10 protein-coding genes are annotated in these 16,601 nt (G+C 43.9%); 2 read left to right on the plus strand and 8 right to left on the minus strand.

The features are described from left to right. Positions 1–129: 129 nt before the first annotated feature. Together yjgA and ACRWQM_RS16435 are read left to right on the plus strand one after the other, a co-directional pair. Entirely contained in the window at positions 130–660 is a 531-nt protein-coding gene (gene yjgA / locus ACRWQM_RS16430; protein WP_226411671.1) for a ribosome biogenesis factor YjgA, read from the plus strand. 105 nt (positions 661–765) lie between these two features. Continuing rightward, complete coding sequence (locus tag ACRWQM_RS16435) at positions 766–3,249, plus strand: Ig-like domain-containing protein (RefSeq protein WP_434932048.1); 2,484 nt, start codon at positions 766–768, stop codon at positions 3,247–3,249. Between the two features lie 237 nt (positions 3,250–3,486). Here ACRWQM_RS16435 and ACRWQM_RS16440 read toward each other — a convergent pair whose 3' ends face one another. The 8 genes from ACRWQM_RS16440 to rng form a co-directional block, all read right to left on the minus strand. Beyond that, positions 3,487–4,632 (minus strand): ABC transporter permease, encoded by a 1,146-nt coding sequence (locus tag ACRWQM_RS16440; protein ID WP_434930664.1) that lies wholly within the window; start codon positions 4,630–4,632, stop codon positions 3,487–3,489. Then, positions 4,629–5,825: an ABC transporter permease gene (locus ACRWQM_RS16445; protein ID WP_434930665.1), complete on the minus strand. Its 1,197-nt coding sequence runs from the start codon at positions 5,823–5,825 to the stop codon at positions 4,629–4,631. Before ACRWQM_RS16445 ends, ACRWQM_RS16440 begins: the two co-directional genes overlap by 4 nt. A 2-nt stretch (positions 5,826–5,827) precedes the next feature. Then, a complete protein-coding gene (locus tag ACRWQM_RS16450) occupies positions 5,828–6,808 on the minus strand; it encodes an HlyD family secretion protein (protein WP_434930666.1) in 981 nt (326 codons plus the stop codon). Next, the gene (locus ACRWQM_RS16455; RefSeq protein WP_434932049.1) at positions 6,795–8,141 is read right to left on the minus strand and encodes a TolC family protein; all 1,347 of its coding nucleotides are present in this window, start codon (positions 8,139–8,141) and stop codon (positions 6,795–6,797) included. The genes ACRWQM_RS16450 and ACRWQM_RS16455 overlap by 14 nt, the downstream gene beginning before the upstream one ends. A gap of 403 nt (positions 8,142–8,544) precedes the next feature. Next, on the minus strand, positions 8,545–9,993 hold the full coding sequence (gene tldD / locus ACRWQM_RS16460) for a metalloprotease TldD (protein WP_434930667.1): 1,449 nt from the start codon (positions 9,991–9,993) through the stop codon (positions 8,545–8,547). Between the two features lie 38 nt (positions 9,994–10,031). Next, the gene (locus tag ACRWQM_RS16465; protein WP_434927959.1) at positions 10,032–10,865 is read right to left on the minus strand and encodes a carbon-nitrogen hydrolase family protein; all 834 of its coding nucleotides are present in this window, start codon (positions 10,863–10,865) and stop codon (positions 10,032–10,034) included. After that, complete coding sequence (locus ACRWQM_RS16470) at positions 10,789–15,051, minus strand: YhdP family protein (RefSeq protein WP_434930668.1); 4,263 nt, start codon at positions 15,049–15,051, stop codon at positions 10,789–10,791. Before ACRWQM_RS16470 ends, ACRWQM_RS16465 begins: the two co-directional genes overlap by 77 nt. Continuing rightward, the gene (gene rng, locus ACRWQM_RS16475; protein ID WP_226411685.1) at positions 15,051–16,541 is read right to left on the minus strand and encodes a ribonuclease G; all 1,491 of its coding nucleotides are present in this window, start codon (positions 16,539–16,541) and stop codon (positions 15,051–15,053) included. The genes ACRWQM_RS16470 and rng overlap by 1 nt, the downstream gene beginning before the upstream one ends. Positions 16,542–16,601: the final 60 nt, after the last annotated feature.

A 16,601-nucleotide genomic window follows, 5' to 3' on the forward strand; every position in this document is an offset into this window, starting at 1 on the left:
CCTAAATTAACGCTAGCATAGCAAATTCATTTCACGATTGATAACAACACGTTTTGCTGACCTTTTTTCCCCGATACAACTGCAAAATAAATGCTATCATTAGCAGATATTTATTTGAGGTTTAAGATTATGAAAATTGTTGGTGATTCTGAGCACTTTCAGCAACCGTATGACAACGATGAAGAATACGTCAGCCGTACTGGATTTAAAAAAGAAAGTGAAGAGGCGCAGGCGTTAGGCATGCGTTTGGTGGCACTAAGTAAAACGCAGTTAGACAGAATGGGGTTAGACGAATTTTTGTACGATGCTGTGCTAAAAAGCAAAGTCATTAAGCAAAAAACTGAAGCTTATCGTCGTCATTTGCAGTACATAGGCAAATTAATGCGTAACTTTGATCACGAACCTATTGAAGCTGCACTGGATAAAGTGTTGAATAAGAACAATAATGAAGCTGCGCAAATACAGATATTCGAAAAAATGCGCGATCGTTTGTTGACTAATGGTGACACTGAAGTTCAAACATTGATGGATGACCATCCACAACTTGATCGTCAAAAGCTTCGTCAATTAGTGCGTCAAGCCAATAAAGAGCTGACCCAAGGCCCTGAGTCTAAATCAGCCAAAGAACTGTTTAAATACTTGCGCAGTGAAATAACTTAGTCATTTTTTGGCTGGGGTGTTATTAAACGGACTGAGTAAGTAGTAAACAGCAATTTACCTTAGATTCTGAATAACAATAATACTAGGATGTTACCCATGCGAATAATGACTTTGAGTCGCAGCATTCCATTAATTTTTGCTTCATCTTTACTTATCAGCGGTTGCAATGGAGCCGCTGATGGCACTGAGACAGAAACAACCACAGAAAACTATGCCATTAGCTTAAGTTTTCAGGCGGTTGTAGATGGGCAATGTAGCGACGCAACAAGCCAGCAATCATTTTATCTTAATGAACAATTTTGTGCGGTTGCCACCCTCAAAAATGGCAATACACTCGCATCGGGACAACTAGTCAATTTTGTTCTACCTTTTGGCAGTGCCTCGCCTGCCTCAAAGCTCACCAATGCTAATGGTCAAGCAAGCTCCATCATTAGCTCAAGTACGACCAATGCAGGAGAGCTAAGCGTACAATTCAACCCTGCTAATAGTAATGTGGTCAGTGCCAGTCGTAATTTTGAGTTTTTAGCGTTAACTACTTCACCAACGACAGAGTCGGTCACCATTTCAGCCAGTATTAACCATGCTTCGGGCACAGTCACACGCTTTAAGGTTGATGAAGCGGTTCAGTTACAAGCCACCCTATTAGACAGCAGTAACCAAGGTATCGCCGATCAATTGGTGACTTTTACTGCCGGCAGTGCCAGCTTATCACCCGCAACAGCGCTCACTAATAGTAGCGGTAAAGCTGTGGTGAGCTATACACCCGCCGTAACAGATTTAGGTGCCAGCACCTTAGCGGTGAGCACTAATTACCAAGGCAAGATGGTCACTAGCTCAAGTTTTTACGAAGTGTTAACCGCAGATGATGTCGCCCAAACAGGTTTGTTAAAAATGGGTCGCTGGGTATCTGCTACCGAATTTTATGAAGGTGAACTGAACACCACATTACCCACAGATACTAACGGTATTTATAAAGTCAGCGCCGGCGGCACATTTGGCGTGACAGCCACCATTGTTTCCGACAATAGCGATGGCACTTTTAGCCGTTTACAAACACCGACTAGCGTGGCCTTTAGCTCAGATTGCTCAACTAATAACAAGGCCAGTTTAGACTCGCCTGTAACAACGTTATCAGGCAGTGCTGGTGCGACTTTTTCTGATACCAGTTGCAGCGGCAATAGTGAACGTAGCGATCAAATCATTGCAACAGCAATGGTTGGTACCACTGCATTAACGGCGAGTATAGACTTCACCTTAAGCCGTCAAACCTTAGCAAGCTTAAGCTTTATTTCTGCAGAGCCAGATCAGATTCGCATTAAAGGCGCTGGAGGTACTGGCTCAAGCGAGTCATCATTAGTGACTTTTATGGTCACCAGTGCCAATGGTCAACCGACTGCGCAGCAAACCGTCAACTTCAATCTTGATACTGTAATAGGCGGCTTAAGCTTTGCAAATGGCCAGCAAACCGATAAAAGTATTACTAATACACAGGGTCTAGCCAGCGTTCGAGTATTATCAGGTACTGTACCAACGCCTGTGCGGGTCGTCGCCAAAGCAACCGACATCGACACTAATGAAGTCATTACCAGCCAATCTGAACAGTTAACGGTAAATACTGGTTTACCACAGCAGCTTGGCTTCAGTATTTCACCCTCGGAATATAACCCAGAGGCAGGCAATCAAAATGGCAAGCAAGTCACTATTACGGTTTACGCATCAGATAGTTTTGGGAACCCTGCGCCCGACGACACTGTGGTTAACTTCACCGCTGAAGGCGGCCAAATACAGCCCTCTTGCTCTACTAAAGGTGGAACCTGTAACGTCAGCTGGACATCAGCCAACCCGAGAGTCACTGATAATAGGGTGACAATTTTAGCCTATGCACTAGGCCATGAAACTTTCTTTGATACCGATGGCGATAATATGTTTGGTGATGAAGATGGTGGTGCAATTGCATTAGCTTGTTTAAATGCCAGCAATAATCCAGTTGCCTGTAAAGGTAATGGTATGGACATTGAAACTTATCACCCAGCTGGCTTTATCGATTTAGGCGACGCGTTTAGAGATGATAATGAGACGGGTGCTTTTGATTCCAGCGAAAAATTCTTTAACACTTTAGCCAGTACCTACACTGGTCCCGACGCTAAATTTAATGGACCACAATGTCTTCGCAATGACGGCATATGCGGGATAGGTCAAGCCAATAAAACCTATATCCGTAAGGCTTTTGTGCTTACTATGTCTGGTTCAACTGCAGTGATGCAATTTAACCAAGATGGCACGGCGCTAAATACTAACTTTAGTAATATTACCCCTATCGCTGTCAATGGCCTCTCAACATTCACAATTAAGCTTACCGATACTGCTAACCAAATATTACCTGCCAACACTACAGTCGCAGTTACCGCGACTGAGGGCGAGGTGTTATTTAACGGTTATACTGTGCCTAACCGCACGCTTGCCGGTGGTACTAGCACTTCATTCATATTAAAACATAACGGTGTAACGGGAGTCAGTAGGGTCACGGTAACAGTGACCACCCCAGGCGGCATTATCACTGAAACCAACTTTAATGTAACTTTGCTGTAGTCAAACTTAGCAAATGCAGATTGAGCTGACACTTAGTGTCTAGCTATCTAACTCCAAAAGCCCACTTCGGTGGGCTTTTTTGTTAGGAGCCGATATAAGTGCTTAGTGATGATGAATGAGGTGATTATGATGATTATGCCTAATCAATTTAAACTACCTTTGTGTCTAGCTCTTACCTAAGAGCTAAGTTAACTTCAACCTCAATTTAGCACTGCCTATACAAGATATCATTACTTGTTAATGTGCCTGGTTTACTTCTTTTTGGCGACGTCTAATACCCGCTAAAGCCAACCCGCTAAACACCGCAAACATCAACCACATTTGTAACCATTGCGGCATTATTGCCGACCAGTCTGCGCCCATTTGATTCAACGTCAACATGCTATTAATTGCAGGAATGGCTGGAATAACCTGTGACATCCACACGAGTGGCTCTGGAATTAATGCTATTGGCCACACGAAACCTGCAACAAACAAGATTGGCATTGATGACAGTAAAAAGATTTGAGTCGGTAAGTCACGTCGGGTAAACAGGCAGCTTAATGTAATACCTGCAGCGGTTGTTGCCAATAAAAAGGGCAGCAGCATTAGTGCCGTTTCTGCTAATGTTCCAAGTACAGTGACCTGATAAGCATAAAAACAATAACCAATATAAAAGCTGCTAAATACGCTATATAAACTGACAAACATCGCCATTCTCGCGCTGAATATTGCCATAGGTGATACTTGCTGCCAGTAGCCTTTTTTGCGCCACTGCCCTGCCCCTAAAATACCTGTACCAATGAGTAATGTTTGATGCAAAATCAATATAAACAACCCAGGCACAACATAAGGCGTATAACCCAAACTAGGATTAAAAACCGGCACGGCGTTAATATTGACCGAATTGATATTTTGATCTGCAAGTGTAGGGTTTTCACCACGGGCTAATAAACCCATTAGTTGCACTTGCTTACCCGCATCCATCCCTGCTGCTACTAACCCTTCAGCAACGGCTGAGTAAATCAAAAAGTAACTGGCATCACCGCCATAACTCAGCGTAGCGCCTTTGCCTAAGAGTAAATTGCGTCTAAATCCTTCGGGAATAACCAATAAGCCGTGGGCGTTACCTTGCTGTATAAGCTGTTTAGCTTCGTCAATACTATTGGCATGGGCGATGATATGAATTTTGGCGCTGGCATCGGCATGGCGGGTTAACTTTCGGCTCAGCGAAGAGTTGTCCTGATCGACTACCACAATGGTTTGTTCGGTAGGCACTTGATGCAAATAGGGAAGTGGATACAACACAGAGTAAAACACCACGCCACCAAATAGGGTCACCACAATGGCTTTATCGGCTAGAAGTGATCGCCATTCAGCAAAATAAAGCGCCCAAAATGTCATATAAACTCCGACTTTACTGACGAGCTGCTATCCAGCAAGCCTGTATCCAGTGTGTCACCTGATGATTTAGGTGCGCGATGCCATAACCCAACTATTACAGGAAGAATGAAAATAAACATCCAATAGGAAGACAGTTGCTGCAAGACTAAGGCGCTGTCTGCGCCGTAACTCACCACACTGACATGGGAATCAATATAATGGCTCGATGGCATTAACAAGCGCCAATATTGAGCCAATTCTGGCATTTCATTGACCGGAAATGTTATCCCCATAAAAGCAAAGGCTGGGGCAAATAATGCGGTACAAAAACTGACACAGCGAGCCGAATCTTTCATCATCAGGAAGATCATCGTCACTATTAACCATAACGCTATTAGCATAATGGCTTGGGCGATGATGAGTACCCCTAATTCACCCGCGTAAGGTAGCTGTAAATATTGGTACAATAACAATAAAATAAAACTACTGTGCAATAGCATGATGGGTAAAAATACTGCGCACTTAGCCAATACTTTTATCCACAAATCCTGCGGTAAGGTGACTTGATTATTTACCGTAATCAGCTCTTTGTTCAGTGCATTAGAAAACACCATCATGGCCAGTAATTGCCATAGTGCGATTAACACTGGCGGCACCAAAAAACCAACATAGTTATTATTGCGATTAAATAAGGCGGTAGTTTGACTCGTTACTGGCGATAGGTTTACCGCAATACTGGCATGATTGACGCCGCTCATTAATAGCTTTTGTTCAGCACTTTTAAACAGTCCGGCACCTAAACTCATCTGTATTTGGCTAGATAATAGTTTACCCACCAGCAAATATTGACTGTTGTAACGAATATCAATTGTAGGAGATTTTGAGGTCAATAATTGGTATTTAAACTGATAAGGAATCACCACCATTGCATACACTTTCGCTTCGCGCATGTCCTTGATGGCGAGATCTAATTGTCCATATGACTCTAGTTTCATCACTGCATTGGCCGACATTTTTCGGGTGAGCATTCTGGACATTTGGCTATTGTCTAAATCAACTACCGCAACGGGTAATTGCCTGGGCAATCCGGCGCTGAATAACCACCATAAGCACAGTACACTCACAATAGGAATATAGGTCACTAAGGCTAATTGCCAAGGTGATTGCCACAGTGTCCGCCACTCTCGCTTAACGAAATCCATCATGGTTAGCATGATTACTCAGCGTCATATTGATACAGTACAGACATACCGACACGAAGATCCGCAATAGGAGTTACTGGGGTTAATTCAACCTCAAAAGTGCGCATATCGAAGTCATGGCCACTTTCTGTTGAACGCCAGGTAGCAAAATGCCCCATCACGCTGACATGATCGACAGTAAAGTCATAGGTTTGCTGTAAAGCTGGCACAGTCAGTTTAATTAGCTGCCCTTGTTTAAAATCGGCTAATTGATCTTCTCTAACCTGTAAAATAGCCCATGAATCTTGCATGTCTATCAAACTAACAACAGGGAAACCACTTGGGGCTAATTCACCCGCTTGCAATAACACCTCACTGACTTCAGCATTTTTAGGCGAACGCATCTGGCTATCGGCCATAATGGCATTGACCTCACGTACCGCGCCTTCAGCCATGCGTGCATTACCCGCCGCTGCGGCTTTGGTTTCTACCCGCGCCCCCTCTTGTGCCATTTGAAACATCGCCAATGCGGCTTGTTCGGTATATCTTGCAGCCTGCCATTGGGTATAGGCTTCATCGCGCTTTTGTCTAGCAACGACACCTTCGGTGAATAAATTCTCTACCCGCTGATAAGTGGCTTGCATTAACTGATTAGCCGCTTTGGCTTTGCGCCATTGCTCTTCAGCAGCGGTAATTTCTTGTTGTCTGGCACCATTTTGCGCTTCGGTTTGCATTGCTTCAGCGGCATCTCGACCGCCCTCTGCTTGCATCAATTTCGCATCCAGTTCAGGACTGCTAATGGCAAATAACAAATCACCTTGAGTCACAAAATCACCCCGGCGAACCATCACTTGCTCAACGCGTCCCGGTACCTTGGATGACACATTGTATTCGCGCGCTTCAATTTGGCCCTGTAGCGTCTGTGGCTTAGGCGTGTAGGCCAGCCAAAGCCCATAAGCTAGAAATACTCCCAGAAAACATAATGCGATGACCGCTAAAAACTTATTTACTCGCATTATTGTTCTCCGGTGAAGTGATAACTGGGCTGGTTCGTGCAATAAACTCATCTAACTGACCGCTAATCGCCATCAACTTGGCGTAGGTTTGTAGGTAACGGTATTTAGCACCTAACTGCTGGGTTTTAACCGCTGCTAATTTAAGCTCGGCATCGACCCTGTCAATGGATGTCGATAGTCCTTGATTAAAAGCGAGCTCACGTAAGCGCAGGTTTTCCTCTGCTAACGCTAATGAAATATCTAAAGCATCAATCTCTTCAATGGCTTGCATCATTTGGCGGTACTGCTGTTCGACCAGTAGGCTTAAATCAAGTTGAGTTTGTGCTTTGGTGTGTCTTGCTTGTAACAAGGCACTTTTGGCAGCTTGCACCTTACCACTGTGACCATCACGGCTTAATAGTGGCACTTTTATGCCAACGCCAACCATCCAATCGGGTTCCACCTGTGAAAATAAGCTGTCATCTTCGTATAAGGTGTAATTGCCGTATAGAAATACCGTTGGGTAATAGCTGCCCTTCTCTAAATCCACTAGGCCATTGGCTTGCACTTCTTTAGCCTCGAGCAATTTTAGCGCTGGATGAGTCGATAAAGTTAATTGACTCATGCGAGACAAAGCAGGTTGAGTATTAAGGATAAATAAAGCCGATGTCGGTGAAATTTGTCGCTGATGCATCATACTGGCAAGGGCTATTTCGGTCATTTCATATTGACGCTTGGCACGGGTCCAATTGACTTTGGCATTCTCTAATGCGACCTGGGCATTTAAGCGTTCAACTTTGGCAATTTGGCCTTGCTGCTCTAACTTTCTAGCATGATCTTCATGCATTGTTAGTGATTCAACTAATTGATATTGAGTATCAGCTAGTGCTTGGGTCACTGCCACCGCGTAATAGCGGTCAACCAGCTGGGTAAATAAATCACGCTGGCTTAACGCTAGTTGCTGTTGCTCTTCAACAACCAGGGCAGCTTGAATACCTTGAGCAGCGGTAATTCTGCCCCCGGTATAAATTGGCCACATAGCTTGTAGGCTTGAGCGAAACACATCTTGCTCGGTAAAAGGGGTGACAAACGCTGATGCGGGAATGGTGGCTAACATACCGCCTATTGCGGGTGGCAATTGCGCTGGGTCAAGACCGACTATCGGATTTAAGTCCATTAAATCCAGCTCAATTGGTTTTTCTAAATGGGTATAAGAACCAGCAATATCGACAGCAGGATAATTTAATGACTTACCCGCATCTTGTTTCGCTTGTGCGCGATTCACTTGCTGTTGTTTGGCTTGTAAGGTGTCGCTCACTTTTAATAAGTTTTGCCATGCCTGCTCAAAGCTCATGGTGCTCGAAGCTTGTGTTTGAGCAATACCTATAGGGGAAGTTTGAGGATCTTGCGCTGCACTCACATGGTTGACGCTGGCCAGCAGTAAAATAACAGCAGCCTTGATGAACCCAGACAAACGGGTCAGTGTAGAAGTCGCGAAAACTTGCTGTGAGCTAATCTGTAGTTCCATGTCGTTCATCACCGTGTAGAGTTTTTACTCTAAGAATATAAATGAATTATAACCGACTCTTTGATTACTGCCACTCTCTAATGGCTATAGATGTTAAGTCTGTGCACTTAACTCCCTTTAGAGGCAGTTTATGCTTGGACCTGAACAGTTAAGCTTGCTGTTATGAATATAATCCACCTCAAACACAATCCCGTTTGAGGTGGACGATGACATCAATTATGGCGATAAATTAAGCCGTACCGCCTACAGTGAGCTTGTCTAACTTTAAGGTTGGCTGACCCACACCAACAGGCACACTTTGACCGTCTTTACCACACACACCCACACCTTTGTCTAAAGCAAGATCATTACCCACCATAGAGATTTGACTCATAGCTTCTGGGCCATTGCCAATTAACGTGGCACCTTTGATCGCTCTAGTCACTTCACCATTTTCAATCAAATAGGCTTCAGAAGCTGAGAACACGAATTTACCTGAAGTAATATCCACTTGCCCACCGCCAAAATTAGGCGCATAAATGCCTTTTTTAACCGACTTAATAATATCGGCAGGATCAGATTGGCCTGCTTCCATATAAGTGTTAGTCATACGAGGCATAGGTAAGTGTGCATAGGACTCACGACGACCGTTACCTGTGGACTTTTCACCCATTAATCGGGCGTTAAGCTTATCTTGCATATAGCCTTTTAAGATACCGTTTTCAATCAAGGTGGTTTTTTGAGTGGGTACACCTTCATCATCAATACTTAATGAACCACGGCGATTTTTCATCGTACCATCGTCAACAACGGTCACTAAGCTTGATGCGACTGACTGACCTATTTTGCCACTAAAAGCACTGCTACCTTTACGGTTAAAGTCACCCTCTAAGCCATGCCCTACCGCTTCATGCAATAATACTCCTGGCCAACCATTACCTAACACCACAGCCATTTCGCCGGCAGGGGCATCGACGGCATGAATGTTAACTTGTGCCTGACGTACCGCTTCACGGGCAAACTCAAAACTGTGTGGCAGCCCTGCATCGTCTGTGGTTAAAAATACGCTGTAATCATGTCGACCACCGCCACCAGCACTGCCGCGTTCACGCTTGCCGTTTTCTTCTAAAATAACACTGCAGTTAAAACGCACTAATGGGCGTACATCAGCAGCTAGAGTGCCGTCACTGGCAGCCACTAGAATTTCTTCATGCACGCCAGATAAACTGACCACGGCTTGAATAACCCGACTGTCTAAGCTGCGAATATACGCGTCCGCTTGTTTTAACAAATCAATTTTTTTAACTTCATCCATCGCCGCGATAGGGTCTGCACTATCATACAGTTGAATGGTTTTAGTGCGGCTAAAGGCTTTGACTTTGTGCTGTTCACCGGCAATAGCTATACCGCGGGCCGCTCGTGCTGCGGCATCTAATGCTGCAGGGCTAATTTCATCGGCATAGGCAAAACCGGTTTTTTCGCCGGTAATGGCGCGCACGCCCACACCCCGCTCAATATGAAAACTGCCTTCTTTAATGATGCCATCTTCTAGCACCCAGGACTCATGGCGACTGCCTTGAAAATACAGATCAGAGAAGTCAATTTGATGTTGATGAATGATGGCTAAATAATCTTGCAGGCCATCGATTGTCAGTCCACCTTGAAATAAGCTTTGCTCAACTTGCGATAAAAAAGGCATTCATATTCTCTTTATTCAATCTAATCAACCCGCAGCTTCTATTTAGCCAGCGCGGGAGCAATAAAACGATTATGCCCTAACACAGGCATTTGTTGGCGAATTTCTGTTACTTGTTTTAAATCTATCTCGGCTTGAACCCAACCTAACCCTTCGGGTAGTTCGGCAATCACTTTCCCCCAGGGGTCAACAATCATGCTGTGTCCCCAGGTTTCTCGGCTACCTTCATTATGTTGCCCCCATTGCCCTGCGCCAAGTAGGTAGCATTGGGTTTCAATTGCCCTGGCCTGTAACAATACTTGCCAATGCGCAGCTCCGGTCACTTTAGTGAAGGCCGAAGGTAATGCAATAATATCAGCTCCGGCTAAGCGCAGTGCACGAAACACATCAGGGAAGCGAATGTCGTAACAAATCGCTAGGCCAACCTTGCCAAAAGGAGTATCAACAACCGTAATACGGGAACCTGGATGGAAGGTGTCACTTTCACGATAGGTCTTAGTGCCGTCGGCAACCTCTACATCAAATAAGTGCAGCTTATCGTATGAGCCTAAGGTTTCACCACTATCATTGAATAAATAACTGCGGCTATAAACCCTATGGTCATCGGCACGCATTGGAATCGTCCCAGCGACCATATAAACCTGATGCTTTTGTGCTAAATCGGCTAATGCTTGTTTAAGCTCACCGTTGTCATCAGTGCCTGCGTATTGTAATTGCTGTGACTCATGACCGCCAAATAACAAACTGCATTCAGGTAAAACCACTAATTGCGGTTGTGAAGGTTGTCGAGGTAATAGGTTAAGCTGCGCGTTGATAAAAGCCAGATTGGCCTGAACGTCTCGACTGCTTTGACATTGTAACAAACTGATTTGCATAACTGTCCCTTTTCAAATATCGCAGATTACTGGCATTAACACTGGGGGCGGTTAATGGTTTATCACCGGTTTCGTTTTCTGATTTAGTTTCAGCGTCTTTTGTGGCTGGCGCTTGAGGCGCTGTACTATTAGCTTTACCCTTTGATAATGGCTCTTGTGTGCCTTTGCCATCGGCAGTCACATCTTCAGCGCCCGGAAAAATACCATTCTCACGTAATATCGACTCTGGAATAACAATCTCTTTGCTTTTGCGCTCTAACTCTTGGAGTTCAGGGTTATCCATGGTGCCTTTTAAGCGAAATCTGATTTCAGAAATAATCTCAATCACTGGCTCCAATACCTTCGTCAGTGCAAATGCACCAATACCTAATGTCCAGGCGCTAGTACTTAAAAATACCACGGTTGGCACACTGGATGCTAATTGAGGCATAAAGCGGATGTCGTAATTTAGGCTTTGAGTGGTTAAATCTGTATAACCGCGCACTTTCATATTGCCCGCCACGGCATCCATTTCTGTGTCGGTGGTTTTAACCACGCCATCTTTGATGTCTAAGTTACCCTTAAAGCTATTAAAATATAAACCTGAACCAAACACGTCTGAAAAATCAAATGACAGTTTGCGTAAAATAGAATCTAAGCTGAAAAGTGAAAATATTCTCGCCCCTTTATCACTTATTTCCGACAAATGCCCTTTACCCATATCAAATTTAATTTTGCCATTTAAGGTTTCAAGCGAAAAGTTATAGGGCGCACCTTGCCATGAAAAATCACCCATAAACCCTAAAGGTGCATCTTGCAAGCCAGGATTAATGCCTAACAATGCTGATAAATCATCAAACTTATCGGCATTCAATTTAACATCAAATTGAGTCATAGTGCCGATGCTATTTTTGGTCCATGCGCCTTTGGCCTGTAAACTAATATTAGATACTGGGTGCGTTAATGACACCGTTTGAAAACGATATCCTTGATCATAAGGATTGGCTTGCATTTGCAGATGACCAAATTGCATATCAAAGACTGTAAAGTCATCAACATCAATAGCCAGCGGCGGCAAACTATCAAGCAGAGTGTCGGGGCTGTATTCTGCATCTTGGCTGTCTTTTACAACGGGTGCTAAGTGCAGCTTGTCGGCCACAATTTTAAGCCCTTGCTCCCGCCAGTTTTTATAAAAATCAACTCGCCCTTCAAACTGTGTCGAGTTGACATTAAATCGCCAGACCTCATCGATGGGACTGGCTGTCAGTTTTAGCTGTTCAAAGTTTTGCGCCAGTAAATTGAACTGACCAATACTGGCATTAATTTGTTTTAAAGCAGGAAACGTCGACTTTGATGCAACCAATGGCTCTGGGTTGGCGCTGACAACAGTTTCTGCTGCCGATGCAGTAAAACCGCGAATAATGGGCAACCATTCGGTTAGATTGGCTTGCTTAAGGTCAATATGAATAACGCCATCTTGCTGGCTCAATGTGTCACCAAACTTAAAGTTTCGCCCTAACATTAAGTCATAAAACTGCAAAGCGTTACCGTCTTTATCCCCTAGGCCACCCCAAAATTCAGCTTGGTCGCTCAGCTTAACATCGACTGTAATTTGTTTGTTGTCACCCATAATGTCCGCAGACAATTTTTGCGACTGCTCAACGGTTTTAGCAAAGGGAGCGGGTAACGACACACTTACCCCTTGAAGGTCTGTTTCTGCTTGGGCGCGCAAACTATAGCCTTGATCGCCAAACATCATCATTAACTGGCCTGTCCAATCGAGAGCACCTTGGTAGTAATCGCTCAGAGGATGATTAAAAGATGCCGGTAAAGAGGCAATATCCACACGCCCGTTAAAGTCGACATCTAACGCTAGCTGACGGCCTTTTTCTTTAGTGGCAAAGCTAAATTGCAGCGGCTGACCAAATAGTTTAGCTTTTAGGTTTTTTCCTGTGACCAAGTTATTTTCAAAACTTAAATCACCATTGACTTGCGTTAAATTAACACCTGGCTGGCTAATAAACACCGGATTATTTTCGAAACGAACGGTGCCTTTAATTAACGGATTTTCGCCTTTAAATAACGGAATCGACAGATCTAACAACGTATTCAGGTTTTGTTTAACCTGCACCACAGCAAGGGTTGAGCCCACGCTCGATTTAAGTGGTGAGGCGTTAATAACTTGCGCTGCCGCTTGTGCATCCATCCATAAATCAGCATCAACTCGCAACAAAGACTTAGCGCCTAGCTCAGGGATCCACACTTTGGTGCCATCAACAGCCACCTGGCCTAACTTGCCTGAGTTAATGGTGAGATCCATTAGCTTATTTTCAAAAAAAGCATATAAATCTAGCTGTTTTACCGCAGGCCAATCTGGCTGAAACTTAAACTCGGCTTGGTTAATATTGAACTCAGCTTGAAATACCCCATCAAAATCAACATAGGGATAACGATTAAAAGCGCCTCGCCACAGTACATTCGCCTGTTCAATATGCCCTGCCTGTAAGCCGCTGTCTAAATACTCGACAAGACTAGGCGACATCGCCATTAAAGGAAAATAATCACTGGCTTTAGCCACATCGGTAATATCAAGATTAGCCGCTAACGCCATATAAGGATTATCGCCAAGATGAAGATTAAGCGCTGCCTGCAAACGAATGTCATCATTATAAAAGGCAATATCAGGCGCAGTGAGTCGCATGTCTTTAAGATCAAAACTAACCGATAATGTTTGGCCTGTTAACTGTAAAGGTTGATTAAAACCGCCTGCAAAATCTATATTGTAATCTTGCTCTGGCAGATCTGCCTGTAAGATGTTATTTGCCCAGGATAAATGTAAATCAACGGGACTTAGACCTGGTAACTGTTCAAATGCTTGCCATGTTAACTGACTTAAGCTGGCTGATGCCGCCCAAGGTTTATCTTTAGCTTTATAAAGCTTTATGGGGCCGATATCGCCTTGTACATTAATATCCCGCCACAGCTGCACATCATCATGGCCTACGCTGGGGATTAGCGGTAATAACGGGGCAAGATTATTTAAGTTAATTTTATTCAGTTGACCAAATAATTGCGCGTTATGATACGCCAGCGATAAACTCAGTTCAGGCCAGGTTTGTTGATTTGACTCAATAGCTAACTGATGACTTTGAATCTGCCATCCTTCAGGGGTGTTTTGCCAGGTTAATTGACCATTTTTGATATCGAAACGCTGTGTATTGCGAGCATCGACTGCATTTACTGCATTTACTGCATTTTGTGTTATTTCTGCTTCTTTATCAGGTTTTGTATTCGATATGACATCGAAACTGGTGTCAAAAATCCCGCCGGTTTTAGGGCGTTTATCATCCCATTCTAACCAGCTTGGTTGAAATATTAACTGACCATCTTGAATATTACGTTCGGCGAAACTGAACCAGGCTTCAAAATTAACAACACCTTGAAAACTGATACTATTTACATCATTTTGGGGATTAATGCGCCTTGAGGCCCACTCACCAATATCGAGTGCTGCGGCGGCAATATAAATATCACCCTTTATCGATTCAGGCTGATAGCCATTACCTTGTAATGCAATTTGTAATGATAACGACTCTTTATCAGATGCTTGATCATCAACAAATAAGCTCCCCTCGCCCCGGTGATCTTCACCTTGATTGAGCCAAACTAAGTTATCAACAAAAATAGGCCGAAATTGATGCAAAGAACTGTTCAGTTGTACCGAAACATCATTAATAGAAAAATGGTTTAATTGTTCGAGTAAAAAAGCATACAGCCAATCCATATTGGCTATGGGTGTTGGTGACCCGCTTTGATTGGATAATTTATCGACATCGATTGCGATACGTACCTTATCAAAACTGACCGTTTCTATTTGAGGCGATAACGTCAGTAATGATTGCCAAAAATCGAGTTTGATATTGACCTGTTCACTGACTAAGGTTATCGGTAGATTATCTTGCGGTGGTAACACCAGATTAGTAACAGTTAACGCTGGGCCATAGGCTTGCCATTTGGCTGACAATCCCTCCAGCTGCAGCTTTACCCCATAGTTTTTTTCCACATAAACCAGTATTTCTTGGCGAACTTCTGGAATATGGGGTAACAAGCCACGAATAAGACTGACCCCAAGCGCAAAAAGTACTAGCAAAATAGCGAGTACTTGTAAGCTGGTGCGCCCAATAGCTGTCAGACGTGGTAACCACACTACATCATCACCACATCATATTTATTTTGAGTGTACAGGGTTTCATTTTGCAGACGAATACGTTTACCTATATATACCTCAAGCTCAGCCAATAAATGACTTTCATCACCACTAAAGCTCATATAAACCGCAGGTGAACAATACAATAAAAACTCATCTGCTTTGTATGCACGATTGAGACGAATGATTTCTCTGAAAATTTCATAAGAGACGGTTTCTACTGTCTTCATAGAACCTGTACCTAAACAGGCTGGGCACTCACCACACACGACATGCTCTAAGCTCTCGCGGGTTCGCTTGCGGGTCATTTCCACCAGCCCAAGTCCTGAAAAGCCACTGACACTGGTTTTTACTCTGTCTAACGCGAGTGCGGCATTTAAACTTTCTAATACCCGCGCCTGGTGTTCGCTACTGAGCATATCAATAAAGTCGATAATGATAATACCACCTAGGTTACGTAACCTCAGTTGTTTAGCAATCGCTTGAGTGGCTTCAAGATTGGTATTGAAAATGGTTTCTTCAAGATTTCGATGGCCAACAAATGCACCGGTATTAATATCAACGGTGGTCATAGCTTCGGTTTGATCGATAATCAAATACCCGCCGGATTTAAGCTCAACCTTACGGCCTAGCGCTCGCTGAATTTCATTTTCAACATCGTACAGTTCAAAAATGGGCGCAGGACCTTCATAAAGCTCAATCTTTTGCGCGATTTCAGGCATAAACTCCTGCGCAAATTGCTGTAGCTCAGCAAAAGTACGTCGAGAGTCGACTTTAATATTGTCAAGATCAGTGCCAACAAAATCACGAATAATGCGCACCGGTAAAGCTAAGTCTTGGTAAAGTAAACAAGCCCCTTTGCGCTTACGTCGCTCACTGACTTTAGCCCACACCCGACGTAAAAAAGCCGCATCTTGTGCCAGTTCGTCTTCACCTATATTTTCCGCGGCGGTGCGAATAATAAAACCACCATCTTCATCAACATAAGGTAAGGTAATATTTTTCAGACGGGCGCGTTCATCTTCAAGCTCAATCCGTTGTGATACACCCACATGGCTTGAACCTGGCATAAAGACTAAGTAGCGAGACGGTAAGGTGATATCTGTGGTTAAACGAGCGCCTTTTGTGCCAAGCGGGTCTTTTACCACTTGCACCATAATATCTTGCCCCTGGCGGACAAGTTCGGCAATATCACGCACGACAAAGTGGCCTTTTTCAACATCGGCGACACATTCTGTGTGCGGCACTATGTCTGAGGCATGTAAAAATGCGGCTTTATCTAAGCCAATATCCACAAAAGCAGCCTGCATGCCGGGTAAAACTCGGCTGATTTTACCTTTATAGATATTACCAACCAGGCCTCGTTTCATCCGACGCTCAATATGCACTTCTTGTAACACACCATGTTCAATTAAAGCTACGCGCGCCTCTGTAGGTGTGACATTTATCAGTAATTCCGATCCTTTCTTACGCTGTGCTTTGATATTCATAAGCCACCAGTATTCAGGTCACATGCTTGCTCTTGTTCAATTAAATGATGAGTAAAGAGC

It is taken from the genome of Shewanella sp. HL-SH5 (genome assembly GCF_051163755.1).
GTDB lineage: Bacteria > Pseudomonadota > Gammaproteobacteria > Enterobacterales > Shewanellaceae > Shewanella > Shewanella glacialimarina.

What these genes read in the sequence shown, in the direction of transcription:
- yjgA (WP_226411671.1), top strand. Translation starts at nt 130, where the DNA reads ATGAAAATTGTTGGTGATTCTGAGCACTTTCAGCAACCGTATGACAAC.
- ACRWQM_RS16455 (WP_434932049.1), bottom strand. Translation starts at nt 8,141, where the DNA reads ATGAGCTTTGAGCAGGCATGGCAAAACTTATTAAAAGTGAGCGACACC.
- ACRWQM_RS16465 (WP_434927959.1), bottom strand. Translation starts at nt 10,865, where the DNA reads ATGCAAATCAGTTTGTTACAATGTCAAAGCAGTCGAGACGTTCAGGCC.
- ACRWQM_RS16450 (WP_434930666.1), bottom strand. Translation starts at nt 6,808, where the DNA reads ATGCGAGTAAATAAGTTTTTAGCGGTCATCGCATTATGTTTTCTGGGA.
- ACRWQM_RS16445 (WP_434930665.1), bottom strand. Translation starts at nt 5,825, where the DNA reads ATGCTAACCATGATGGATTTCGTTAAGCGAGAGTGGCGGACACTGTGG.
- tldD (WP_434930667.1), bottom strand. Translation starts at nt 9,993, where the DNA reads ATGCCTTTTTTATCGCAAGTTGAGCAAAGCTTATTTCAAGGTGGACTG.
- ACRWQM_RS16440 (WP_434930664.1), bottom strand. Translation starts at nt 4,632, where the DNA reads ATGACATTTTGGGCGCTTTATTTTGCTGAATGGCGATCACTTCTAGCC.
- ACRWQM_RS16435 (WP_434932048.1), top strand. Translation starts at nt 766, where the DNA reads ATGACTTTGAGTCGCAGCATTCCATTAATTTTTGCTTCATCTTTACTT.
- rng (WP_226411685.1), bottom strand. Translation starts at nt 16,541, where the DNA reads ATGAATATCAAAGCACAGCGTAAGAAAGGATCGGAATTACTGATAAAT.